The organism is Staphylococcus caprae (genome assembly GCF_003966625.1).
Taxonomy (GTDB): Bacteria; Bacillota; Bacilli; order Staphylococcales; family Staphylococcaceae; genus Staphylococcus; species Staphylococcus caprae.
Genome location: NZ_AP018587.1, coordinates 1,393,270 through 1,418,571, shown reverse-complemented (window position 1 = coordinate 1,418,571; position 25,302 = coordinate 1,393,270). Strand labels below are relative to the sequence as shown.

The 25,302-nt window shown below is 33.8% G+C and carries 24 protein-coding genes; 3 read left to right on the top strand and 21 right to left on the bottom strand.

Annotated elements, in window-relative coordinates:
- The first annotated feature begins 164 nt into the window (after positions 1 to 164).
- Complete coding sequence (zwf, locus tag JMUB898_RS06880; protein ID WP_002443014.1) at positions 165 to 1,649, top strand: glucose-6-phosphate dehydrogenase; 1,485 nt, start codon at positions 165 to 167, stop codon at positions 1,647 to 1,649.
- 250 nt (positions 1,650 to 1,899) lie between these two features.
- On the top strand, positions 1,900 to 2,775 hold the full coding sequence (locus JMUB898_RS06875; RefSeq protein ID WP_037541470.1) for an AraC family transcriptional regulator: 876 nt from the start codon (positions 1,900 to 1,902) through the stop codon (positions 2,773 to 2,775).
- A gap of 190 nt (positions 2,776 to 2,965) precedes the next feature.
- On the opposite strand, the gene JMUB898_RS06870 is transcribed toward JMUB898_RS06875, so the two are convergent.
- The 4 genes from JMUB898_RS06870 to JMUB898_RS06855 all read right to left on the bottom strand — a co-directional run bounded on the left by JMUB898_RS06870 (position 2,966) and on the right by JMUB898_RS06855 (position 8,413).
- Entirely contained in the window at positions 2,966 to 4,618 is a 1,653-nt protein-coding gene (locus tag JMUB898_RS06870) for a glycoside hydrolase family 13 protein (protein WP_037541472.1), read from the bottom strand.
- 5 nt (positions 4,619 to 4,623) lie between these two features.
- On the bottom strand, positions 4,624 to 5,640 hold the full coding sequence (locus JMUB898_RS06865; protein WP_065427764.1) for a LacI family DNA-binding transcriptional regulator: 1,017 nt from the start codon (positions 5,638 to 5,640) through the stop codon (positions 4,624 to 4,626).
- A 163-nt stretch (positions 5,641 to 5,803) separates the two neighbouring features.
- Positions 5,804 to 7,210, bottom strand: coding sequence for an NADP-dependent phosphogluconate dehydrogenase (gene gndA, locus JMUB898_RS06860; RefSeq protein WP_002443023.1), 1,407 nt, complete (start codon positions 7,208 to 7,210; stop codon positions 5,804 to 5,806).
- A 78-nt stretch (positions 7,211 to 7,288) separates the two neighbouring features.
- Positions 7,289 to 8,413 (bottom strand): M20/M25/M40 family metallo-hydrolase, encoded by a 1,125-nt coding sequence (locus JMUB898_RS06855; protein ID WP_044466722.1) that lies wholly within the window; start codon positions 8,411 to 8,413, stop codon positions 7,289 to 7,291.
- Positions 8,414 to 8,585: 172 nt separating this feature from the next.
- Between JMUB898_RS06855 and prli42 the strand changes: the two genes are divergently transcribed.
- Positions 8,586 to 8,681 (top strand): stressosome-associated protein Prli42, encoded by a 96-nt coding sequence (gene prli42 / locus JMUB898_RS12650; protein WP_152333550.1) that lies wholly within the window; start codon positions 8,586 to 8,588, stop codon positions 8,679 to 8,681.
- Positions 8,682 to 8,734: 53 nt separating this feature from the next.
- On the opposite strand, the gene JMUB898_RS06850 is transcribed toward prli42, so the two are convergent.
- The 17 genes from JMUB898_RS06850 to argB all read right to left on the bottom strand — a co-directional run bounded on the left by JMUB898_RS06850 (position 8,735) and on the right by argB (position 25,297).
- Complete coding sequence (locus JMUB898_RS06850; RefSeq protein WP_002443028.1) at positions 8,735 to 9,712, bottom strand: aromatic acid exporter family protein; 978 nt, start codon at positions 9,710 to 9,712, stop codon at positions 8,735 to 8,737.
- A gap of 14 nt (positions 9,713 to 9,726) precedes the next feature.
- Complete coding sequence (gene brxB, locus JMUB898_RS06845) at positions 9,727 to 10,164, bottom strand: bacilliredoxin BrxB (protein ID WP_002443031.1); 438 nt, start codon at positions 10,162 to 10,164, stop codon at positions 9,727 to 9,729.
- 320 nt (positions 10,165 to 10,484) lie between these two features.
- Positions 10,485 to 11,807 (bottom strand): dihydrolipoamide acetyltransferase family protein, encoded by a 1,323-nt coding sequence (locus tag JMUB898_RS06840; RefSeq protein ID WP_002443033.1) that lies wholly within the window; start codon positions 11,805 to 11,807, stop codon positions 10,485 to 10,487.
- A gap of 12 nt (positions 11,808 to 11,819) precedes the next feature.
- Positions 11,820 to 12,803: an alpha-ketoacid dehydrogenase subunit beta gene (locus JMUB898_RS06835; protein ID WP_002443035.1), complete on the bottom strand. Its 984-nt coding sequence runs from the start codon at positions 12,801 to 12,803 to the stop codon at positions 11,820 to 11,822.
- Positions 12,796 to 13,794, bottom strand: coding sequence for a thiamine pyrophosphate-dependent dehydrogenase E1 component subunit alpha (locus tag JMUB898_RS06830; RefSeq protein WP_002443037.1), 999 nt, complete (start codon positions 13,792 to 13,794; stop codon positions 12,796 to 12,798). Before JMUB898_RS06830 ends, JMUB898_RS06835 begins: the two co-directional genes overlap by 8 nt.
- A 14-nt stretch (positions 13,795 to 13,808) precedes the next feature.
- Positions 13,809 to 15,230, bottom strand: coding sequence for a dihydrolipoyl dehydrogenase (gene lpdA / locus JMUB898_RS06825; RefSeq protein WP_002443039.1), 1,422 nt, complete (start codon positions 15,228 to 15,230; stop codon positions 13,809 to 13,811).
- Positions 15,231 to 15,506: 276 nt separating this feature from the next.
- Entirely contained in the window at positions 15,507 to 17,183 is a 1,677-nt protein-coding gene (gene recN / locus JMUB898_RS06820; protein WP_002443041.1) for a DNA repair protein RecN, read from the bottom strand.
- Positions 17,184 to 17,198: 15 nt separating this feature from the next.
- Positions 17,199 to 17,651: a transcriptional regulator AhrC/ArgR gene (ahrC, locus tag JMUB898_RS06815; RefSeq protein ID WP_037541473.1), complete on the bottom strand. Its 453-nt coding sequence runs from the start codon at positions 17,649 to 17,651 to the stop codon at positions 17,199 to 17,201.
- A 264-nt stretch (positions 17,652 to 17,915) separates the two neighbouring features.
- The gene (locus JMUB898_RS06810) at positions 17,916 to 18,797 is read right to left on the bottom strand and encodes a polyprenyl synthetase family protein (RefSeq protein WP_037541474.1); all 882 of its coding nucleotides are present in this window, start codon (positions 18,795 to 18,797) and stop codon (positions 17,916 to 17,918) included.
- Positions 18,775 to 19,005, bottom strand: coding sequence for an exodeoxyribonuclease VII small subunit (locus JMUB898_RS06805; RefSeq protein WP_037541476.1), 231 nt, complete (start codon positions 19,003 to 19,005; stop codon positions 18,775 to 18,777). The genes JMUB898_RS06810 and JMUB898_RS06805 overlap by 23 nt, the downstream gene beginning before the upstream one ends.
- Complete coding sequence (xseA, locus tag JMUB898_RS06800) at positions 18,998 to 20,335, bottom strand: exodeoxyribonuclease VII large subunit (RefSeq protein WP_002443051.1); 1,338 nt, start codon at positions 20,333 to 20,335, stop codon at positions 18,998 to 19,000. The genes JMUB898_RS06805 and xseA overlap by 8 nt, the downstream gene beginning before the upstream one ends.
- A gap of 18 nt (positions 20,336 to 20,353) precedes the next feature.
- Positions 20,354 to 20,740 (bottom strand): transcription antitermination factor NusB, encoded by a 387-nt coding sequence (nusB, locus tag JMUB898_RS06795; RefSeq protein WP_002443052.1) that lies wholly within the window; start codon positions 20,738 to 20,740, stop codon positions 20,354 to 20,356.
- A gap of 212 nt (positions 20,741 to 20,952) precedes the next feature.
- A complete protein-coding gene (locus JMUB898_RS06790; RefSeq protein WP_002443053.1) occupies positions 20,953 to 21,315 on the bottom strand; it encodes an Asp23/Gls24 family envelope stress response protein in 363 nt (120 codons plus the stop codon).
- A gap of 11 nt (positions 21,316 to 21,326) precedes the next feature.
- A complete protein-coding gene (accC, locus tag JMUB898_RS06785) occupies positions 21,327 to 22,685 on the bottom strand; it encodes an acetyl-CoA carboxylase biotin carboxylase subunit (protein WP_044466723.1) in 1,359 nt (452 codons plus the stop codon).
- Positions 22,685 to 23,158, bottom strand: a complete 474-nt coding sequence (gene accB, locus JMUB898_RS06780; protein WP_002443055.1) for an acetyl-CoA carboxylase biotin carboxyl carrier protein — start codon at positions 23,156 to 23,158, stop codon at positions 22,685 to 22,687. Before accB ends, accC begins: the two co-directional genes overlap by 1 nt.
- A gap of 253 nt (positions 23,159 to 23,411) precedes the next feature.
- The gene (locus tag JMUB898_RS06775) at positions 23,412 to 24,557 is read right to left on the bottom strand and encodes an acetylornithine transaminase (RefSeq protein WP_126501957.1); all 1,146 of its coding nucleotides are present in this window, start codon (positions 24,555 to 24,557) and stop codon (positions 23,412 to 23,414) included.
- Positions 24,554 to 25,297, bottom strand: a complete 744-nt coding sequence (gene argB / locus JMUB898_RS06770; protein WP_002443057.1) for an acetylglutamate kinase — start codon at positions 25,295 to 25,297, stop codon at positions 24,554 to 24,556. Before argB ends, JMUB898_RS06775 begins: the two co-directional genes overlap by 4 nt.
- Between the last annotated feature and the right edge of the window lie 5 nt (positions 25,298 to 25,302).

Genomic DNA, 25,302 nt, shown 5'->3' with positions numbered 1-25,302 from the left:
CTTAATTTCAAGCAAATTTGATGACCACAAGTGACGGTTATCATATAATATAATAATCTAGTAAGATGATATATTTATTAAAAATAAAAGCATAAATACTATCGTAAAATCGGTGAGTAAATCATCATTCATCATATATCTATTTAAGAATTGAGGTTTTAATCTTGAGTACTAAAAGTAAACACATCCCTTGTTTAATAACAATATTCGGTGCCACTGGTGACCTTAGTCACAGAAAGTTATTCCCTTCTATATTTCATTTATTTCAACAAGACAATTTAGATGAGCACATTGCGATTATCGGTATAGGTCGTCGCGATTATTCAAATGATGAGTTCCGCAATCAAGTTAAATCATCAATTCAAAAGCACGTCGAAGATACGAATAGAATTGATGAATTTATGAATCATGTGTTTTACCACAAAACAGATGTCAGTGATGAGGAAAGCTATGATTCATTATTAAAATTTAGCAATCAATTAGATTCTGAATTTGGATTACAAGGCAATCGCCTGTTCTATTTAGCGATGGCACCACAATTCTTTGGTGTTATTTCTGATTTCTTAAAGTCGTCAGGTCTAACGAATACGACTGGTTTCAAACGTTTAGTCATTGAAAAGCCTTTCGGTAGTGATTTAAAATCTGCAGAATCACTTAATAATCAAATTAGACGTTCATTTAAAGAGGAAGAAATTTATCGTATCGATCATTATTTAGGTAAAGATATGGTACAAAACATTGAAGTTCTTCGCTTTGCAAATGCGATGTTTGAACCGTTATGGAATAATAAATACATTTCAAATATCCAAGTCACATCTTCAGAAGTTCTAGGTGTTGAAGACCGTGGAGGATACTATGAATCTAGTGGTGCATTAAAAGATATGGTGCAAAACCATATGTTACAAATGGTTGCTTTATTAGCAATGGAAGCCCCTATTAGTTTAAATAGTGAAGATATCCGAGCAGAAAAAGTTAAAGTTCTTAAATCATTACGTCAATTAAAACCTGAAGAAGTAAGAAAGAATTTTGTGCGCGGTCAATATGATAAAGGAATCATTGAAGGTAAAGAAGTGAAACCATATCGTGAAGAAGATCGTGTAGCTGAAGATTCTAATACACCAACATTTGTATCAGGTAAGCTCACAATCGATAACTTTAGATGGGCTGGTGTTCCTTTTTATATTAGAACGGGAAAACGTATGAAATCTAAAACCATTCAAGTCGTTGTTGAGTTTAAAGAAGTACCAATGAATTTATACTATGAAACAGATAAATTATTAGATTCTAACCTACTTGTGATTAATATTCAGCCTAACGAGGGTGTGTCATTACATTTAAATGCGAAGAAAAATATTCAAGGTATTGATACTGAACCTGTGCAACTTTCCTATGCGATGAGTGCACAAGATAAAATGAACACAGTAGATGCATATGAGAATTTACTCTTTGATTGCCTTAAAGGTGATGCGACAAACTTTACGCATTGGGAAGAATTAAAATCTACATGGAAATTTGTAGATGCTATTCAAGACGAATGGACAATGGTCGAACCTTGCTTCCCTAACTACGAATCAGGTACGAACGGTCCATTAGAAAGTGATTTATTATTAAGTCGTGATGGTAATCACTGGTGGGACGATATTCATTAAAGTGTATTGAATATAAGTATTTCAGTGGTGTAATTATTTTTTAATGATAATGATTATGTCATATTAACAATATTGTGAATGATGATAGGTCTAATTCGAATGGTTGGTTGATAACTACTTTGCCACTTCAACTTTATAGACCTTTGTCGTTCACTTTTTTATTTTTAAAAATACTATAGCTTTAAGGTGTATCTTAGTTAAAAATAATGTACAATAATGATTATGATTGAAAGTAATTGGAGTGAAAGTTTTGGACGTTATCAAGCAAATACAACAGGCAATCGTATATATTGAAGATCGTCTATTAGAGCCGTTTAATTTGCAAGAACTTAGTGATTACGTTGGTCTTTCGCCGTATCATTTGGATCAATCTTTCAAAATGATTGTCGGTCAATCACCAGAGGAATACGCACGTGCTCGGAGAATGACGATAGCTGCTACAGATGTGATACATGGCGCAAGTCGTTTAATGGATGTAGCTAAAAAATATCGCTATGCGAATTCAAATGACTTTGCGAATGATTTTAGTGATTTTCATGGGATTTCACCTATCCAAGCTTCAACAAAAAAAGATGAGCTTAAATTTCAAGAGAGATTATATATTAAATTATCAACGACAGAGAGAGCACCATATACATATAGACTTCAAGAAACTGAGGATATTTCTCTAGTTGGGTATTCAAGGTTTATTCCTACAAAGCATTTATCAAACCCTTTCAATGTACCGGATTTCTTAGAGGATTTACTCGTTGAAGGTCATATTAAAGAACTTAGAAGATACAACGATGTAAGTCCATATGAATTATTTGTTGTTAGTTGTCCTCTTGATGAAGGATTGGAGATATTTGTAGGCGTACCAAGTGAACGTTATCCAGCACATTTAGAGAGTAGATTTCTACCAGGCAGACATTATGCAACATTTAATTTACAAGGTGAAATTGATTACGCTACGAATGAAGCGTGGTATTATATTGAATCAAGTTTGCAACTCACGTTACCGTATGAGCGGAACAGTTTGTATGTTGAGGTGTATCCACTTGATATTTCATTTAATGACCCGTTCACTAAGATTCAATTGTGGTTGCCTATTAAACAAGAAGTTTATGATTTAGAAGAACTAGACTAAATTTGAAAATGACAAAAGTTAGAGAGTGGAGCAACGAATATAATTTCGTTGCTCCACTCCTTTTTTATGTTGAGGAATATGGTATGGTTTATTCAGCTTGTTGCGTGAATGTGTTGATACTTGTGGAAGCGATTTGTTGTTGTACGGGGATCTGCGTATGATTTTGCCCATACTTATGCTTACTGATATTTTATACTTCCGCAACAAAGGCCTCGTACGGTTGTATTTGATTAAAGTTGATAGCGTGATTGATATAGTTGTGTAACTTCACTTGGCTGTCATTTTCCAAATGATAAGGAACGTTAAGTTGACTGACTTGATCGGTTAAATTACCAACGACAAGTATAGTTTGATTATTTAACGTGCGTGTATATGCGAAAATGTTAGGATTCTCTTCATCGACTAAATCAAACTGCCCATAAGTATAAATGTCATCAGATTTCTTCAATTGGATTAAAGCTTTATAGAAATTAAGTACAGAATGTGGATCTTTACTCTCTTTTTCGACATTAATTGTTTTATAATTTGGATTCACAGGGAACCAAGGTGTACCCTTTGTAAAACCGCCATTCATTGAATCGTTCCATTGCATAGGCGTTCTAGAATTATCTCGATTTTCCATTTTATACTTATCTAAGAGTTGATTCACATCTCCACCCTGTTCTTTAACAATTTGATATTCATTTTTAACTGCAACATCATTGAACGTTTCTATACTTTCGAATGGATAATTTGTCATACCAATTTCTTGGCCTTGATAGATAAACGGTGTTCCTTGTTGTAAAAAATATGTGACAGCATGACTCGTTGCAGATTCATACCAAAATTGTTGGTCATCTCCCCAAGTAGACACGCGTCGAGGCTGGTCATGATTCTCAATAAATAAGGCATTCCATCCCATGCCTTCTAAACGTTTCTGCCAACGATTTAATACGTCTTTATACGACTTCACATCAAATTGCGTGTCGCCAGTACTCCACAATCCTAAATGCTCAAATTGGAAAATCATATTAAATTTACCTTTATGTTCTCCTACCCATTCTTCAGCATTATCAGGATTTACACCGTTCGCTTCACCTACTGTCATAATATCGTATTGACTTAGAGATTTGTCTTTCATTTCTTGTAGCCAGTCTTGAATACCTGGTTGATTCATATCTACATCAAAGGCTGGTGCATACGTTTTACCTTCTGGGACAGGCAAGTCACCTGCTTCAAATGTTTTCTTAATATGAGTGATTGCATCGACACGGAAACCGTCAATACCTTTTTCAAACCACCAGTTCATCATTTCAAAGACTGCATTACGCACATCAGGGTTATTCCAATTTAGATCGGGTTGCTTTTTACTAAATAAGTGGAAGTAATATTGACCTGTATGGCTATCGTATTCCCAAGTTGATCCATTGAAAATGCTTTCCCAATTATTAGGTTCTGTGCCATCATCCTTTGGGTCTTCCCAAATGTACCAATCTCGTTTAGGACTATCTTTACTTGATTTAGATTCGATAAACCAAGGATGTTCATCGGAAGTATGATTTACAACTAAATCTAAAATTAATTTCATACCACGTTCATGTGTCTTCGATAATAGCTCATCGAAATCTTCCATTGTTCCGAATTCATCCATAATCGCTTTATAATCACTTATATCATAACCATTATCATCGTTAGGCGATTTGTACATCGGGCTTAACCATATAACATCTATACCTAAATCTTTAAGATAATCTAATTTCTCAATCACACCTGGTAAGTCCCCAATACCATCATCATTACTATCATTAAAACTTCTCGGATAAACTTGATATGCGACTGCTTCTTTCCACCATTGTTTATTCACTTGTATCACTCCTTCATGTTATTTGTAGATTCGCGTTCAATAATTGTAGTTGGAATCCATAAGTTATCTTTAGATACTTCACGTTGATTTAATAATTGTATAATTTTCTCTCCTGATTTGTTTCCAAGTTCAACGGGATGAATATTCACAGTTGTTTGCGGAGGACTTCCCATTTCTGTTAATAGAGAATCATTGAATGTTGCAGTACATACATCAGCAGGTATTTGAATATTTAAGTTATATAATACACTTAACACTGTATGGTGAATGACGCCATCAGACGATATGATTGCTGTTGGTCTAACTGAAAGTTCTTCATTCATAAAGTATGTTTGCAATAGAGTTTGTATACTATCTCTATTATTTTCAGTTTCTAAAATTTCGTGAGTTATACCTCTTTGACGCGCTTCATCGCGGAAACCGGTAGACCTGTCATCTGTCACAGCATATTGACCTGATTCATTGATGAAAATAATGTGACGATGGCCTTTATGATATAGATAACTACATAAATCATGACCTGCTTTTTCATTATCATTATCAATATGTATGATAAATTGGTCTTTTTCATCTAATGGTTTACCAATAACCACAAACGGAACGTCTTCATCGATTAATAATTGTTTAATTACATTATTACTTTTAGAAAAAAGTAAAATAAATCCATCTACAGCATGCGTATGTATCATCCCTTGTACTTCTTGAAAAAGACTTTCTTCTGAAGTCGATATCGTACTTTTGATAGCATATCCTTCTTCGTTACATCGTTGTGTAATTCCATGCAATACATCACTATAAAAAGGATTTTGTCGAACATCTTTAGAAGCACTTTTTAAAATAATACCAATTGTTTTTGTCTTTTTAGTAATGAGCGAACGTGCTGTTAAATTTGGGATATAACCTAAATCAGACATGATTGCTTTAACGTGTGCAATAGTTTTGTCGCTAATGCTTGGATGGTTCTGAATGACTCTGGAAACCGTTGATGGAGATACTTGTGCAACCCGTGCGACATCTTTAATTGTTACCGTGAGAAATCACCTCTTTTTTAAAATAGAAAGCGTTTACATTTATTATGATAATTCCTTTCCGATATCAATGCAAACGTTTGCGTTAAATCGCTAAAAAAAGTAGCCTCACTCAACATTAAATGAGTAAGGCTAGTTATTGAATCAATTATATTAATTATTCTTCAACCCATTGAGTATGGAATACACCTTCACGATCTTTACGTTCGTAAGTGTGAGCTCCGAAGTAATCACGTTGTGCTTGAATTAAGTTTGCAGGTAAGTCTTCTGAACGATAACTATCATAGTAATTAATGCTTGCTGAGAAACCAGGTGTCGGAACACCGTTTTTCACACCTGTTGCAACTACATCACGTAAAGCATCTTGATATTCAGTCACAATGTTTTTGAAGTAAGGGTCTAATAATAAGTTTTGTAACTCTGAGTTGTTATCATAAGCGTCTTTAATTTTTTGTAAGAATTGAGCGCGGATGATACAACCTTCTCTCCAAATCATTGCTAATTCACCAAGTTTAAGGTTCCATTCATGATCTTCACTCGCTTTACGCATTTGAGCAAAACCTTGCGCGTAAGAACAAATTTTACTCATATATAAAGCTTTGCGGATTTTTTCTAAAAATTCTTCTTTATTACCATCAAATGAAGCTTTAGGTCCATTTAAAGATTTTGACGCATTTACTCGTTCTTCTTTAATTGAAGAAATGAAACGTGCAAATACTGATTCAGTAATAATTGTTAATGGAATACCTAATTCTAGTGCATTAATTGAAGTCCATTTTCCAGTACCTTTTTGACCAGCAGTATCAAGAATTTTCTCCACTAGTGCTTCTTTATCTTCGTCTAACTTGGTAAAGATATCGCCAGTGATTTCGATAAGATAACTTTCTAGCTCGCCAGCATTCCATTCTTTAAATGTTTTAGAAATTTCTTCATGTGACATGCCTAATAAGTCTTTCATCATTGCATAACTTTCTGCAATTAATTGCATATCAGCATATTCAATACCATTGTGTACCATTTTAACGTAGTGACCTGCACCGTTTGGTCCAATGTATGTGACACATGATGCGCCATCCTTAGCTTTAGCTGCAATAGCGTCTAGGATATCACTTACTTTATGGTAAGCATCTTCTTGTCCGCCAGGCATTAATGAAGGTCCAGTTAATGCACCTACTTCACCACCGGATACTCCCATTCCGATGAAATTCACGCCACTTTCAGCTAAAGCTTTATTGCGTCGAATTGTATCTTGATAATTAGTGTTACCACCATCGATTAAAATATCATCATCGTCCAATAAAGGTAATAAGCCATCAATTGTTGCATCGGTAGCAGGACCAGCTTTAACCATTAATAAGATTTTACGGGGCTTTTCTAAAGAATTAACAAATTCTTCTAAAGAGTATGTTGGATGGATTTGTTTACCTTGTGATTCTTCAACCATCTCATCCGTTTTTTGTCTTGAACGGTTATAAACTGAAACACTATATCCACGTGATTCGATGTTCCAAGCAAGGTTTTTACCCATTACAGCTAAACCTACTACTCCTATTTGTTGTGTCATATTACTTACCTCTCTTGTTCAAAATTTTCAATAATATTGTAACATAAAACGTCTCTTAACAATTACTAAAAGACCGTATTACTCAGTAACAAGTTCAATGATTTTTAAGATTTGACTAGCTAGCATATATAAATCATTCGTTGAAATTCTTTCAGATGTTGTGTGGATATTTTCATAACCTACACCTAAAATGACGGATGGAATACCATATCTATTCATAATATTACCATCAGAGCCACCGCCAGCAATGCAAGTGTCCCCTTTAAGACCTAAAGCAACGGCACTTGCTCTAGCGTATTTTGTTACATCCTCATCATCTTCAACTTTAAATCCTGGATAGCTCGTTTCGATTTCAACATGTGCTTCTCCACCGAATTCTTTAGCTGTCGCCTCAAAGGTTTCTTTCATATGTTGGACTTGTGTGTGAATACTTTCATCATTATGAGAACGTGCTTCAGCTTCAAGAATGACTTCGTCCGCAACGATATTTGTAGCCGAACCACCATGGAATTTCCCTATATTAGCTGTAGTTAACTTATCGATTTGACCTAATTTCATTCTGCTAATAGCTTTAGCTGCAATATTAATCGCACTAACACCTTTGGTTGGCGTACTTGCGTGCGCGGTTTTACCTTTAATGGTTGTGTAAATCTTCATTTGTGTAGGAGCGCCAACTACAGTTGTTCCCACATCCTTGCTTGCATCGACTGCATAACCAAAGTCGGCATCTAATAATTGAGTATCTAACGCTTTAGCTCCAACTAATCCTGACTCTTCACCTACAGTGATGACAAATTGAATTTGACCATGAGGTAAATCTCGTTCTTTAATTTGTTCAATCGTTTCAATTAATGCAGCTAATCCAGCTTTATCATCAGCGCCTAGTACTGTCGTCCCATCAGAATAAATGTAACCATCATCTTTAACTTGAGGCTTGATATTTATTCCCGGTACGACTGTATCCATATGACTCGTAAAATAAAGTTTCGGAACTTTCTTATCTGAAATGTTACTTGGTAATGTACATATTAAATTATTAGCTCCTAAACCTTCTATACTTGAAGCATGATCCTCTTTGACTTGTAAGCCTAAACTTTCAAATTTATCTTTTAAGATAGGTTGAACCGTTTGTTCATTGCCTGTTTCTGAATCAATTTTCACTAATTCTAGAAATGTGTTAAGTATACGTTCTTTGTTAATCATGAATGCAAAATCCCCTTTCGTATATAAACTTATTTTAACTGACTTTAAAGTTTATCAAAAATAAATTGATTGCTTTTTAGAAATAAATCATTTATGGTTACTTTATAATAGCGTATTTTGAATCGCGTTTGATGTTTAGAAGCGATTTGACCATATGTGGAGGAATTTAGAATTGAATAACAAAGTTTTACGTATCATTATTGTTGTCATGCTCGTTGCAGTCGTTTTAGCCTTATTATTGACAAGTTTAGCACCAATAATGAATTAACGAGAAAACCGTTACATTAGACTCAATGATAAAGTTTAATGTAACGGTTTAATTTATATTTCACTATGCAATTTTAAAGAACCAAACTGAGATTTAATATTCAAATACTCTTCCAGTTCATTCAAGATTTGAATAATATTAGCACGTGAATTTAATGCTTCGTGTGTAGTTGGTAGTGGTAATTCGTCGAGGGATAGTCGAATCTCATAAAGCGAATGGAGTCGCAAAGCTGTATAATCGTTACTATTAACGTTGCTACCAATCTCTGTCATTAATTGAGATATTTTACCAAGTATAGGATCATCAGTCGATATGCTTTCGATAAGATGGGTCATTCTTTTTAATAACTCAACTTGCTCTTCTCTCATATCAAAATAGTGATAATAAGAGTTTTCATTTCTAACAAAATGATTTTTAACATCCCTAAAAGCTAATGACTTCGCCTTTTTAATATTAAATAATAAAGCTTCAAATTTTATATCTAATTGATCTTTACGTATAGAACAAGCGTTACTAAATATCGTAAATACATCTGTGATTTGATGTTCGATATCGTTTTTATATCGTTTTAATTTTTTATCTAAACTAGGCATCATAAGGTTCATAATGAACGCAATACCTAATCCTACTGTTAATAACAATATTTCATTAATAATGAGGTGGCCATTAATTGCTTTAGCATTAAATACATGCAGTAAGATAACGCAACTCGTTATCACACCTTCTTGCGCGTTAAGCACAACTGTTAAAGGTATAAATAACAGTACAATGAGTCCTAATACTAATGCATGTTGACCTAATAAACTAAATATAGCAGCGCCTAAAAACAAAATTAATAAACATGAGACTATACGTGAAATAATAGCTTGAACAGAATGCATTTTAGTATGTTTGATGCAAAGCACAACTAAAATCGCACTTGAAGCATAGTTGTCTAGTCCTAGAAGTTTACAAATGATGACGCCGAGCGTCATACCCACAGCGGTTTTAAGAGTTCTAAATCCAATCTTATAAGGATTTAACTTTAACATGGGTTACTTGCCTCTTATCTTTCTTCACAATATTTATCGAATAAGCCTTGCAGTTGATTGATAACATCCATAACATCATGACCTTCGATTTGGTGACGTTCGATCATTTCTGTGATTTTACCGTCTTTAACTAAAGCGAAAGAAGGGCTTGATGGTGCATAACCTTCGAAATAATCTCTTGCTTGTTGTGTCGCTTCTTTATCTTGACCAGCGAAAACTGTTACTAAGCGGTCCGGTAATTTATCATAATGTAAAGCATGTGTCGCAGCTGGACGTGCAATACCACCAGCACAACCACAAACTGAGTTAACCATGACTAATGATGTGCCATCTTGTTTTAATACATTATCTACTTCATCAGCAGTTGTTAATTGTTCGTAACCAGCATTTTCAATTTCGTTACGTGCTTGTTCTACAACCCCGTTCATATATAAATCAAAATTTAAATCCATATTAGGTCACCTTTCATTCCATTGTTAATTTTAACTTCTTTTATTCTACTAATTAAAAGTGCATTGTTCAACAAGCTTGATTGATGAATTTCTTTAGTGTGTATGAAACTGATATTAAATCAAGGTAATGTCATCACGTATATGATGATTAAAAGTTGAACGAAGTATGTATATAAACATAAAAAAGTTCTAAGAGGCTTAGACATAACGAGTTCGATTTCACCTAAATCCTAAACGTTTGTGTCTTGTTCTCTTAGAACTAGTATTTTGGGAGAAACCTCCCAATTTGAGATTAAATATTTATCATTATAGCCAATTACTTAATAAATATTAGTGTTTTCAATTGAGTATTGTTCAATACGTTTTTTAATATGGTTCATAAATTGGCCAGTTTGTAGTCCATCTAGGATTCGATGATCTATTGAAATACACAAGTTAACCATATTTCGAATTGCAATCATATCATCGATGACAACGGGCTTTTTAACCACAGACTCAACTTGTAATATCGCAGCTTGAGGGTGGTTAATAATACCCATAGAAGATACAGAACCAAACGAACCTGTATTATTGACAGTAAATGTACCGCCTTCCATATCTTTTTGCGTAAGCTGTCCATGACGTGCTTTGTTAGCTAAATCATTGATTTCACGTGCAATGCCTTTGATAGATTTTTCATCAGCGTGTTTGATGACTGGAACATATAACTTGTCTTTATCTGCAACCGCGATGGATATATTTATATCTTTATGAATAACGATTTCTTCGCCTTGCCATGTACTATTGAGTAACGGATGTGCTTTCAATGCATCTGCAACTGCTTTAACGAAGAAAGCGAAGAATGTTAAATTATAACCTTCATTTTGCTTGAATGCATTTTTGTGATGGTTTCTTGTTTTAACTAAATTTGTAGCATCTGCTTCAATCATCATCCAACCGTGTGGTATCTCAGTCACACTTGTCACCATATTTTGAGCGATAGCTTTACGTACGCCTTTAACTGGAATTGTACTACCTTGATTATATGTTGGGCTTTGATTGTTTTGACTTTGTGATTGATGCGTTGTTTCATTTGAAAATTGAGTACTGCTATTTTTCTCTTCGTTGTTAGTTTCAGTTTCGTTTGAGCGGCTAACTGTTTCAGGATGTTCAATGGCATGTTGAATATCTTTTTTAGTTACACGTCCTTCGAACCCAGTACCTTGTACTTGAGTTAAATCGATATTGTGTTCAGATGCTAACTTAAATACAACGGGTGAGAAACGACCATTATTTTTCGGTTTCACAGAAGATTCTTCTTTTTGATCTTTATTATCACTTGATTGCTTTCTTTGTGTCGCCTCGTTACGTGCGCCATCATTTTCAGGTTGAGTTTCATCGGTTTGACTTAATTCAGATTCGTCTTTTTCTTCACCGGTATCAATTTTACAAATGACAGCATCAACATTCACCGTTTCGCCTTCATTTACAATGAGTTCAGTTACAACGCCTGATACTGTAGATGGAACTTCGGCAGTCACTTTGTCAGTAATAACTTCACAAAGTGGCTCATACTCGCCTACTTCATCTCCAACAGAAACCAACCACTGTTCAATAGTACCCTCATGTACACTTTCACCTAATTTAGGCATTTTAATTTCCAATTGACACCCTCCTTAGAATTCCGCTAATTCTCGCATTTTATCTTGTATTTTTTCAGGACTCATCATAATTTCATTTTCGAGGACAGGTGAAAATGGCATAGATGGAACGTCAGGTGCCGCTAATCTCATGATTGGCGCATCCAAATCAAATAGACAATGTTCAGCAATGATTGCTGAGACTTCTGACATTACACTACCTTCTAGATTATCTTCTGTTACTAAAAGGACTTTACCTGTTTTACTTGCGCGTTCAATAATCGTTTCTTTATCAAGTGGATAGACGGTTCTTAAGTCTACTACTTCCACATTAATACCATCTTCTGCTAAAATATCAGCCGCTTGTAAACAGTAGTTAACCATTAAACCATAACAGAATACTGTTATGTCATCACCTTGTCTTTTAACATCGGCCTTACCTAGTGGCACTGTGTAATATGCTTCAGGAACTTCTTCTTTTAAGAATCTGTATGCTTTTTTATGTTCAAAATATAATACTGGATCATTAGATTCAATCGATGATAATAAAAGGCCTTTAGCATCATATGGTGAAGAAGGAATAACAATTGTTAAACCAGGCGTAGAAGCAAAAATGCTTTCAATACTTTGTGAGTGATATAATCCACCGTGCACGCCACCACCAAATGGTGCTCTTATTGTAATAGGACAACCCCAATCATTATTAGAACGATATCTCATTTTAGCGGCTTCACTAATAATTTGGTTCGTTGCCGGTAAAATAAAATCAGCAAATTGAATTTCAGCAATAGGACGTTTACCTATCATCGCAGCACCTATAGCAGTTCCAATAATGTTAGATTCTGCGAGTGGTGTATCAATCACGCGTTCAATTCCATATTTACTTTGTAAACCTTGTGTTACGCCGAAAACGCCACCTTTTTTACCAACATCTTCTCCAAGAATAAATGTGTTTTTATCTTTTTCGAGAGCTAAGTCATGAGCTTGTCGAATGGCTTCTAAATAAGATAATTTAGTCATTGTCTTGCACTCCTTCTTCATAGACATATGCATATGCTTCTTCAGTTGAAGGATATGGCGCTTCTTCAGCAGTCTTAGTTGCTTTATTAATGATATCTTTATGTTCTTGTTCTAACTCAGATAACCATTGTTCATCGATAATGTTATTTTCGAGTAGATACGCTTTGAATTTAAGATTGCAATCGCCTTCTTTTAACGAATCGCGTTCTTCTTGAGTACGATATTTATCATCGTCATCTGAAGAGTGTGGTGTCATACGAGAGGTAACAGCTTCTATTAAAGTTGCACCTTCACCATTTAACGCACGTTCTCTAGCTTCTTTCATTGCTTTATAAACGGCAATAGGATCATTGCCATCGACATGTTCTCCGTGCATACCATATCCTAATGCACGATCAGATAAATTTTCTGCTGCATATTGAAGAGAATCTGGCACAGAAATGGCATATTTATTATTAATAATCACGCAAATAAAAGGTAAATCATGTACACCAGCAAAGTTAAGTCCTTCATGGAAATCGCCTTGGTTTGAACTTCCTTCCCCTACTGTAGCAGTAGCGATGTTTTGTTTTTTATCCATTTTTAACGCTAGTGCTGCACCGACAGAATGAGGAATTTGTGTTGCGACTGGTGAACTTTGCGATAGGATTCCTTTTTCTCTATGACTAAAATGAGAAGGCATTTGTTTACCACCAGAGTTGATATCATCTCGTTTGCCAAATGCAGAGAGCATTGTATCTAATGGCGTAATACCCATGTATGTAACAAACGCTAAATCTCGATAATATGGTGAAGAAATGTCTCCTTCTTTCATGGCGTATGCCATGCCTATTTGAGTTGCTTCTTGACCTTGGCCGCTAACTACAAAGGGGATTTTGCCTGCGCGATTCAGTAGCCATAATCTTTCGTCTACTTTTCTTCCTAAGTCCATCCATTTATACATATTCTTGAGGTCTTCTTCTGTAAGGCCTACAGACTTATAATCAATCATCTTTTTTCCTCCTACTATACGTGAATCGCTCTATCTTCTACTTTTAGACCTAGTTCCATTAATACTTCTGATAAAGAAGGATGTGCATGTGTGGTTAAACCAAGTTCTAAAGAAGAGCCATTCATAAACTGTAACAATGAAACTTCATTAATTAATTCTGTTACATGAGGTCCAATCATATTAAGACCAATAATTTCATCTGTTTCTTGATTAATAATCATTTCACAAAAGCCTTTTTGCTCGCCAATATCGTCTATCATTGCTTTACCAATAGCTTTGAATGGTATTTTATAAGCACGTGCTTTAATATTTTGAGCTTTAGCTTGTTCTAAATTCTTACCTATAGAGGCAACTTCTGGATACGTATATACACATTTTGGTACCAGGTCATAATCAACAGGTATAGGTGACCCTTCAAACATGTGCTCTACTGCTGCCATACCTTCTTTAGAGCCAACGTGCGCAAGTTGAAGTTTACCTATGCAATCGCCAGCAGCATAGATATGTTTATCTTCCGTTTGTTGAAATTCATTTGTAAGGATATGACCTGCTTCGTTTGTTTTAATTTTAGTGTTATTTAAGCCAATATCGTGTGTATTGGGTTGTCGCCCTATAGATATTAAAACTTTCTCTACATGGATTTGATTATCTCCAAAATGAATTGTAACACCATCATCGTCTTTTTGAATACTATTTTCATCGAGTTGAACATCTTCATGGAATGTCACGCCACGTTGTGTTAATTCGTTCTTCAATGTGGATGCGATTTGCTTACTTTCAGTTGGCAATATACGTTCGTTTGCTTCAAACACTGTTACTTTTGTTCCTAAATCATTTAAAAGAGATGCAAATTCTAAACCGATGACTCCCCCGCCTATAATAGCTAAATGTTCAGGTAGTTCTTGTAATGCTAAAATATCATCACTAGATAGAATACGTTCATGATCAAAATCAATAAAAGGTAACGACTTAGGCGTGGAACCTGTAGCGATAAGTACAAACTGATTTGGTATTAAGTCAGAATCGCCATCGTCATATTCTACAGAGATTGTTCCACTCTGAGGAGAAAAAATTGATGTTCCAAGTATTCTTCCTGTGCCGTTATAAACGTCAATATGATGGTGTTGCATTAATTGATTAACACCTTGATACATTTGACTTACAATGGCATCTTTACGTTTTAAAATGTTTTCAAAATTAATATTAAAATCATTTACATCAATACCGAATGATGTGGCATTCTTAATTGTATGGTGTACTTCAGCAGATTTTAATAACGATTTAGTAGGTATACAGCCTTTATGCAAACATGTGCCACCTAATAAAGATTTTTCAACGATTGCAACATTTTTACCTAATTGTGAGGCTCTAATAGCCGCAACGTATCCGGCAGTGCCTCCACCAAGGACGACTAAATCATATTGTTTTTCTGACATGGTCTTACTCCTTAAATACTTAGAAGACTAAATATGCAAGAACAATTGCTCATCAGTGCATTTTAGTCCCCTAATAGATTTGCTCATTTAGACATTGATACGTTTACAAATTTAATAAAATGTAACTATCAAGGTGCTAATAAAAAATAATACTTTCCTATTCTACATCAATTTGCATTGTTAATACATTTAAAAATAATGAAATTTTTGAATATCTTTAATGACAATTGTTTTAGGATAATGTGTTCAAAATTAAAATTTGAGAACTTTCTACATTTAGGATTGATGATTTTGGGCAATCATTTCCTTAGCATTTTCTCTAGTTAATTCAGTGACGCTAGCGCCTGAAATCATACGTGCGACTTCGTCAATTCTATCATCTTCTAATAGTTCTTTAACTTGGGTTGTTGTTCTATCGTCATTAGAAGCTTTACTGATTAAAAGATGATGATCACTCATTGAAGCAACTTGTGGTAAGTGAGAAATGCAAATGACTTGTATATATTCGGCAATATCTCTCATTTTTTCTGCCATTTTTTGTGCCGCTTGTCCAGAAACGCCTGAATCGACTTCATCAAATAGTATCGCTGTTTGTCCGCGTGATTTAACAAAAATACTTTTTAGTGCAAGCATAATTCTAGATAATTCGCCACCTGAAGCAATTTTATTCAAGCTTTTTAAAGGTTCTCCTTTATTCGGACTAATTAAAAATTCTACAAATTCTATACCTTCTTGATTAGGTTCATCAAGTGGTTTGAATGAAATTTCTAAATTAGCATCTTTCATTTGTAAATTTTGAATTTCTGAAACAATATGGTCGCGTAATTCTCTTGCAACACGTCTCCGTTCTTTAGAAAGTTCTTTGCCTACTTCAAATACTTCTTTATAAAGTTGACTGATTTCTTCTCTAAGTTGTGATGTGCTTTGTTCGTAATTTTCAATTTTATTAATTTCCTCTTCTAATTTACCTTGATATGCAATGAGTTCAGATATATCTTTTCCATACTTACGTTTAAGGTTGTTTAAAAGATTCATCCTAGATTCAAGGTCGTTAAGTATTTGTTCATCAAATTCAGTGTTAGCCATTTCGTCGTAAATTTCGTGCTTTGCATCTTCAAGAATATAGTAAAATTGATCGACGTCTTCTTTTAATTTTTCATATTTCTTTGGAACAATATCATTAATCGATTGTAAGTGGTTACTCAATTCATATAATCGATCTGGAATTGCATTTTCGTCAGTAAGTACTTGATGTGCACTATTTAGAGCTAAACTTAACTTTTCAGAGTTTTGAATGCGTTTTATATCGGTTTCGAGTTGTTCAACTTCGTCTTCTTTAAGTGAAGCTTCAGTAAGCTCTTCAAATTGAAATTTCATTAGGTCAAGTCGTTGTAATAATGCTTGGTCTGCCGATTCCAACTCTTCTAATTCTTTTCTTTTATCTTTATATTTTGAAAAAACATCCTGATATTGATGTAACAAATTAGAATATTGATCTTCAGCATAATCATCCAACAATTTAAGATGATACTTCTGTTTAAGCAAAGATTGCGTTTCGTGTTGGCCGTGTATATCTAATAGTTCTTGCATTACCTTTCTCAAATCTTGAAGCGTTACAGTTTGATTATTGATACGACAAATACTTTTACCTGAACTAAATATCTCTCTTTTTACTAGAAGAAAATCTTCATCCACATCTATAGATAAATTTTCAAGAATTGAAATGGCATCTTTACTTTCATCTATATCAAATATACCTTCAATAACGGCTTTCTTTTCTCCGTGACGCACATAATCTGAAGATGCACGCATACCGATTAATTGTCCTATTGCATCAATAATAATGGATTTACCTGATCCAGTTTCACCACTTAATACGGTTAATCCATCTGAAAAATGAATTTCAAGTTCATCTATAATCGCAAATTGCTTTATTGATAAGGTTTGTAACATAAATTCATCGCATCCTTATAATAAATTGAAAATTCGTGTTTTAATCTCTTCACTAGCTTCTTCATCACGGCAGATGAGTAAACATGTATCGTCGCCGCAAATCGTACCAAGTACTTCTTCCCAATCAATTTGGTCTAAAATTGCTCCAATTGATTGTGCGTTACCTGGAAGTGTTTTAAGTACAAGTAAGTTTCCAGTTCCTTCAATATTAACAAAGGAGTCCATAAGGTATCTTCCAAGTTTCTCCAATGGATGATATTTTCTATCATTAGGTAAACTGTATACATATTGACCTGATGGTGCTGGAACTTTGATTAATTGTAATTCTTTAATATCTCTTGAAACTGTCGCTTGTGTCACGTTTAAATCATACTCATTTAATCGTTTTACCAATTCATCTTGTGTCTCTATTTGTTCGTTTGAAATAATCTCTCTAATTTTTATATGTCTAACCGATTTTTTTGGCACAATAAACACCTCTAGTTACGAATATTTATACAATGATTTTAACACATGCATCTCATAACTACTACTAAACACTATTTATCTATTACTTTATTATATTTTTTCTTTGGCATGATAACAGTATTTATTGTAAAATTTAAACTTTTTAAAAGTAAAGTCCAGCCGTTTGTATAAAAATTAATTTATGAATATTTTTTGTATATGCGTATAAAGTTAGGATAAAAAGAAAAACGATTGATGCAATTTTTCATCAATCGTTCATTAATCTTAATGATCTCTATTATAAAATAAATCTACAATTTCCTTTAATTGAGCAGTGTCAAATTGTGATGGTAAACAATCTAGACAATATAATGCTTGTTTCATATGATAATCTAATTTATCTTCTGCGCCTTCTTTTCCTAACAATGAAACATAAGTGCTTTTATGATTCGTTTCGTCGCTTCCAACAGCTTTTCCAAGTTTTTCTTCATCACCATAAACATCTAATAAATCATCTTTGATTTGGAACATCAGCCCTAAATGTTGACTAAATTTTTCTAAGTGATCAGATGTCTCTTGATCGACTTGAGCGATATCAACTGCAGCCATTACTGCAAAAGTAAGTAATGCGCCAGTCTTAGCTTTATGGATCGCTTCTAAAGTAGTTAAATCAACCGTTTTATTTTCACTTTGCATGTCTAGAGTTTGACCGCCTACCATGCCTAGATGACCACTTGCCTTAGATAACCTTTGTACTAATTTGACTTTAACTTTATCTTCAATTAATTCATCGTTAGAAACCAATTCAAAAGCTTTTGTTAGAAGTGCGTCTCCAGCTAATATTGCTTTCCATTCACCGTATACTTTGTGATTGGTTAGTTTACCGCGGCGATAGTCATCGTCATCCATTGCAGGTAAATCATCGTGAATTAAGGAGTAAGTATGAATCATTTCAAGTGCTAAGGCACTTTGTACCCCTTTATCATAGTCACCTTTTAACATATTAAGTGTTAATAATAATAAAACGGGTCTAATTCTTTTGCCGCCTGCTTGAAGAGAGTACATCATGCTTTCTTCTAAATCAGTGTTTAATGATGAATTTTGAATTGACTGATTTAATTTAGTATTAATTTGTTCAATTAAATTATTCATTGTCGGCTTCTTCATTTTCTTGATCCTCAGCTTCTTCTTGCATTAATTTATTCACTTTCTTTTCAGCATCTTTTAAAGTTGAATCACAAGCAGTTGATAATTTCATTCCTCGTTGATATAAATCTAGTGACTCTTCTAAAGAGACAGTTTCATTATCTAGTTTTTGAACAATGCTTTCTAATTCTTGCATCATTTCTTCAAAACTTTGCTTTTCTTTACTCATCATTACACCTTACTTTCTTGACAATTGCGTCGACATTTCCATCTTTCATTGTTAAAGAAATTGAATCATTTTCTGATATATCATGTGTGCTTGTAACAACCTTATCATCTTTATTCACAATTGCATAACCACGTAACATTGTATTGGTAGGACTTAAATTATTAAGATTTTCAATTTTATTTTTTAAATCTGCTTTCATTTTGGATAAATCATTGTTTATTTTTTGAGACATTCGAGAACGAAGTTGTGAAATATTTTGTTTATCCTGGTTAATATGTTGGCTGAGTATTTTTAAATTAAAACTTTGTCTTAATAACTTAAGATGCTGGTGTTGTCTTTCAATGTTTGTGAGTGTGATTTGTTTCAGTTGCTTTTCCAAATCATCACGTTTTTGAATCTGTTGATCATACAATAAAGAAGGTTGTTTAAATTTATAATAGGATGATAAATGACTTAACTGTTTCTTTTGTTGCTCAATGTATTGTTTGATAAATCGCGTCAACGAGAATTGATACTGCTTAATTTGTTGCATTAATTCATATTGATCTGGTGTTGCGATAACGGCGGCTTGAGTTGGTGTTGCCGCTCTGACATCTGCCACAAAATCACTTAAAGTAAAGTCAGTTTCATGTCCTACTGCTGAAATGATTGGTGTTGCGCATTGATAGATTGCTTTAACAACCTCTTCTTCATTGAAATTCCATAAATCTTCAATTGAACCACCGCCACGACCAACAATAATGGTATCTACATTTAGAGAGTCGGCATATTGAATTTTTTCGATGATATCTTCTTTAGCCTGAGTTCCTTGTACTAAGGTACTAATTTGAATTTGTTCCACTAAGGGATATCTACTGTTAATTGTAGAATGAATATCTCTAATTGCAGCACCAGTACTTGCAGTGAGTACAGCTATTTTCTTAGGAAACTTTGGTATAGGTTTTTTGATATTATTATCAAAATATCCCTCTTTAGCAAGTTTCTTTTTGAGTTCTTCTAACTTTTGGTATAAGTTTCCTATTCCATCAAGTTGCATTTTATTCACATAAATTTGATAGTTACCTCTTCTCTCGTAAACAGAGACTCGAGCTTCCAATAGTACTTCGTCCCCCTCTTTGGGTTCGAAACCTAATTTAGAAGCATTTCCTTTGAACATCATTGCACTAATCACAGACTCTTTATCTTTAACATTAAAGTATAAATGGCCACTTGAATGTTTCTTGAAATTTGAAAGTTCTCCTTTTAATAGAACAGATTGTAAATGAGGATCTTGATCAAATTTATATTTGATGTATTTAGTTAGAGTAGAAACACTTAAATATTCAGTCATAAATATCACTCATTTTAATTAATTTATATTACTTAAAACACCATTGATAAATTTGTAGTGATCATCGTCGCTAAATTGTTTAGTTAGTTCTACAGCTTCGTTGATAATCACTTTTTCCGGTGTGTCACTATGTAGCATTTCAAAAGTCGCCATTCTAAGAATAATGCGATCGGATTTAAGTAGACGTTCAATAGACCAATCTTTTAAATGTGGTTTAATTTTTTCATCTAAAACAGATTCATGGTCTTTAACACCTGTAACCAACCAATGAATAAAATCAAAATCTAATTCTGGATGGTCATCTTTAATGAAATTAATTGCTTCAGTAATTGTTAAATCTGTATCTTTCATTTCTAATTGAAATAAAGTTTGAAAAGCTTGAATTCTAGATTCTTTACGACTCATATTTTACTCCTTCAAACGTATTAATATAATTAATAAGGCTGGGACATCATTTATTATCTCAGCCTTATTTATATTGTGGCGGATATGTCTGAATTGAAAGTGTGCTTAAAGCGAGCTGCACTCAATTCTAGCCATCCTTGCCGTTGGATGTGGGATAACAAAATTAATTCTCCTATGTTATATTTTCGACCCACTTCCGCATTAAAATTTATTTATTTTTCCACAACGATTTGTGTAATATGAATGTTAATTTGATTTGGTTCAATTGCTGTCATAGTCGTTATTGAATTGAAAATTGAAGCTTGAATTTTCTTTGCCGTTTTAGATATATTCACGCCATGTTTGAGTGCACAGTATACATCTATATAAATACCATCATCTTTAGCTTCAATTTTTACATCTCTATAGAGGTTCTTGCGACTAATTTTTTCTAAATTTGTCTTTTTTAATTCAGCAAAATGGCCTGTAATTCCATCAACCTCTGATGTCGCAATACTTGCGATAACAGATAATACTTCGGGTGCAATTTCAATTTTTCCTAGATTAGATTGAGAATAATCTGCTACATTGACCATTCTATAACCTCCTATGATTGATTATCACTCATAATATTATATTTCTCTAAGAATTTAGTGTTAAATTCGCCACTTCTAAATATGTCATTATTTAAAAGTCTTAAATGGAATGGAATAGTTGTATCTATCCCTAGTACTAAATATTCACTTAAAGCTCGAACACCAGTCATAATTGCTTCATCTCTCGTAGGTTCGTGTACGATGAGTTTAGCTACCATGGAGTCATAATACGGTGGTATTGTGTAATTAGTATAACATGCTGATTCGATTCTTACTCCGAAACCGCCTGGTGCTAGATACTGAGTGATTTTACCAGGTGAAGGCATAAAGTCTTTATATGGATTTTCAGCATTGATACGAAATTCTATTGCATGACCATTAATAGTAATTTCTTCTTGTTTAAATGGTAAAGCTTCACCCATAGCTACTTTTAATTGTAACTTAACTAAATCCACACCCGTAACCATTTCAGTAACTGGATGTTCTACTTGAATACGTGTATTCATTTCCATGAAATAGAATTTATCATCATCAAGGTCATAAATAAATTCGATTGTACCAGCATTTTCATAATTGACAGCTTTTGCAGCTCTTACAGCAGCATTACCCATCTCTTGTCGTTTTTCTTCGCTAAGAATTGGAGAAGGTGCTTCTTCAACTAATTTTTGCATTCTACGTTGTATTGTACAATCACGTTCCCCTAAGTGAATGACGTTACCATAACTATCTCCAATAATTTGTATTTCTATATGTCTAAAGTTTTCAATGAATTTCTCAAGATATAAACCACCATTACCGAAAGCAGTTTCAGCTTCTTGTTGGGTCATACGGTAGCCAGTTTCAAGTTCTTTTTCATCACGTGCCACGCGAATCCCTTTACCGCCGCCACCTGCAGTTGCTTTAATGATTACAGGATATCCAATTTTTTTAGCGACTTTCTTAGCATCATCTATACTTTGAATAAGTCCTTCACTTCCTGGAACAACAGGAACGTTCGCTTTAATCATTTCTGCTTTAGCTACATCTTTAATTCCCATTTTTTGAATAGATTGATAACTAGGTCCTATAAATTTAAGTTGACACGCTTCGCATAATTCTGCAAAGTCTCCATTTTCAGCTAAAAAGCCATAACCAGGATGGATACCATCACAGCCAGTAGAAGTTGCTATAGATAAGATATTAGGTATATTCAAATAAGAATCTTTAGATAAAGTAGGTCCGACGCAATAAGCTTCATCAGCAATTTGAGTATGTAATGCGTCTTTATCTCCTTCAGAATATATCGCTACTGTTTGAATACCTAAATCGTGAGCTGCTCGAATAATTCTAACAGCAATTTCACCACGATTAGCAATTAAAATCTTATTCATTATTTCACCTTAAATAACGGCTGGCCATACTCTACCATTTGTCCGTCTTCTACTAAAATTTCTACGATTTCACCTGATGTTTCAGCTTGAATTTCATTGAATAATTTCATTGCTTCTAAAATACATACAGTTGAATCATTTGAAACTTTGTCCCCTACTTGAACATAAGCATCTTCTTCTGGTGATGGTGATTTATAGAATGTACCTACCATCGGTGCATTGATTGTTTCGTAATTATCACTAGCTGATTCTTGTGTATCATTCCCTGCATCAGCTGACACTTGAGGTTGTGGTGCCGCTTGTGGTTGAGCAATTTGTTGAGCTGGTTGTTGAGCGACTTGTGGCGTAATAATTTCAGTTTCCTTTTCTTTTTTAAGATTTACTACGCTACCTTTATTATCCTCAATATTTATTTCTGTTAAGTTAGATTGATCAAGAATTTCAATTAATTCTTTTATTTCTTTAAAGTTCATTTCGTACTGACTCCTTAGGTTTGTTTTCTTCTACCCGTCTATTTTACTTGAGTAAATCACTCAATTCAAGCATGTTCATACGATGAGACATGGATAACTAGCATAATAACTTATTATTTTGGAAAAGGATAACCAAAATTAAAAGACTGAAGCATTTACGCATTAAATTATAAATATTACAACAATGCGCATGATTTCTTCAGTCTTAAGGTATAATTGGGCAATTTCTTATTTATTGCATAACTCATAGTTATTATTCTAAGTCCAGTTCATTAAAACTTTCCTTAAGAATTGAAGCGCCCTCTTCAATTTGTTCATTTGTAATTGTTAAAGGTGGTAAAAGACGGATTACATTTGTGCCGGCAGTTAAAACAATTAAACCTTTTGTTCTTGCTTTAGAAACTATTTCGTTAATATTGCATGTCGTTTCTATCCCTATCATTAATCCTTTTCCACGAATATCAGTTACACGTGGATGATCGATGAAAGCTTTATTTAAACAATTTAATAAATATTGACCTTTATGATAAACACTTTCTAGAAAATTTGAATCATTAACAATTTCTAGCGTTTTAAGTGCTGCCGCCATTGCTAGTCTATTGCCACCAAAAGTTGTACCATGGCTACCATAACCAAACGCACCACTAATATTTCTTTTACCGAGTAGTGCACCTACAGGTATGCCATTACCTAAACCTTTAGCTAAAGTGATGATATCAGGAATTATATCATAGTGCTCATACGCAAATAACTTTCCAGTTCTGCCTATACCTGTTTGAATTTCATCTATAATTACTAGTATGTGATGTTGGTTACAAAATTCTACCAATTGTTGAATGAAGGTTTTGTTTGCAGGCATTACACCAGATTCCCCCTGAATAAGTTCGAGCATTACTGCTGCTGTATCCTTCGTGACTAAAGATTTAAATGAAGAGAAATTGTTGAATTCAGCAAATTTAAATCCTGGGACGACAGGTTCAAAATTTAATTTAATCGCATCTTGACCAGTAGCTGACATTGATCCATATGTACGTCCATGAAAAGATTGATGAAAAGCAATGATTTCCGTTTTGCCAGTCGCTTTTCGAGCAAGCTTAATCGCTGCTTCGTTCGCTTCAGTTCCACTATTACAAAAGAATGCCACATAGTCATCAGTTCTAATTAATTTTTCAGCAACTTTTTCTTGTAGCTGACTTTTGTAAATATTTGGCGAATGCCAAATGAGTTGTAATTGTTGTTCTACGGCTTTTTTTACATCTTCGTTAAATCCTAAATTGGTTACGCCAATTCCTGATGAGAAATCAATATATGAACGACCAGTTTGATCGATTAACTCATTGCCATTTGCTTTAATAAATTCTATATTTGCACGCAAGTAATTTTTAAATAGATAGCTCATTTTATATCACCTCTGATTATCGTACCTGATTTCAAGTTGTTACTAATCATCACCCGTGCTACACCTGATTGGACAGTATGGATAGCACTTTCTACTTTCGGTATCATGCCACCTTTAATAATATTATCTCGAATTTTATCTTTTGCTTGATGGATTGTTAACGTATCTATGACGGAATTATTTTCAATTACTCCAGGTACATCAGTCATTAAGATGAGTTGTTTAGCTTTCAAAGTTATTGCTAATGAAGTTGCCAAATAATCGGCGTTAATATTTAACCATTCATCATTGTCGTTGACGCCTAAACTTGCTAACACTGGAATTGCATTGTGAGAGGTGATTGTTTTGAGGATATCAATGTTAATTTCTTTTACTTTTCCAACATATCCATACAAATCTTTATTCAGAAATTGGGCTTTGACTAAGTCTTTTAAAATATCTGTACATTGAACGATATTTAAGTTGGTCATTTTCAATTGATGGATAAGATGTTTGCCTACTTTATCCACTAAAGCGTGATAAATCAAAGGTAAGTCTTCTTTAGGAGTAATTCTAATGCCATTTATTTTATGAGTTGTATGATTATGTTCTTGAAGGGTTTGGCTAATCACTAAACCTCCTCCATGAACTATAATCATTTGCTTATTTTGTTCATGCCATTTTACAATTTGTTCTATAAACTCCGAGTTCAAATTTTCAGTAGCTATACCTCCAATTTTTATGACTATAATATTCTTCATGTTGC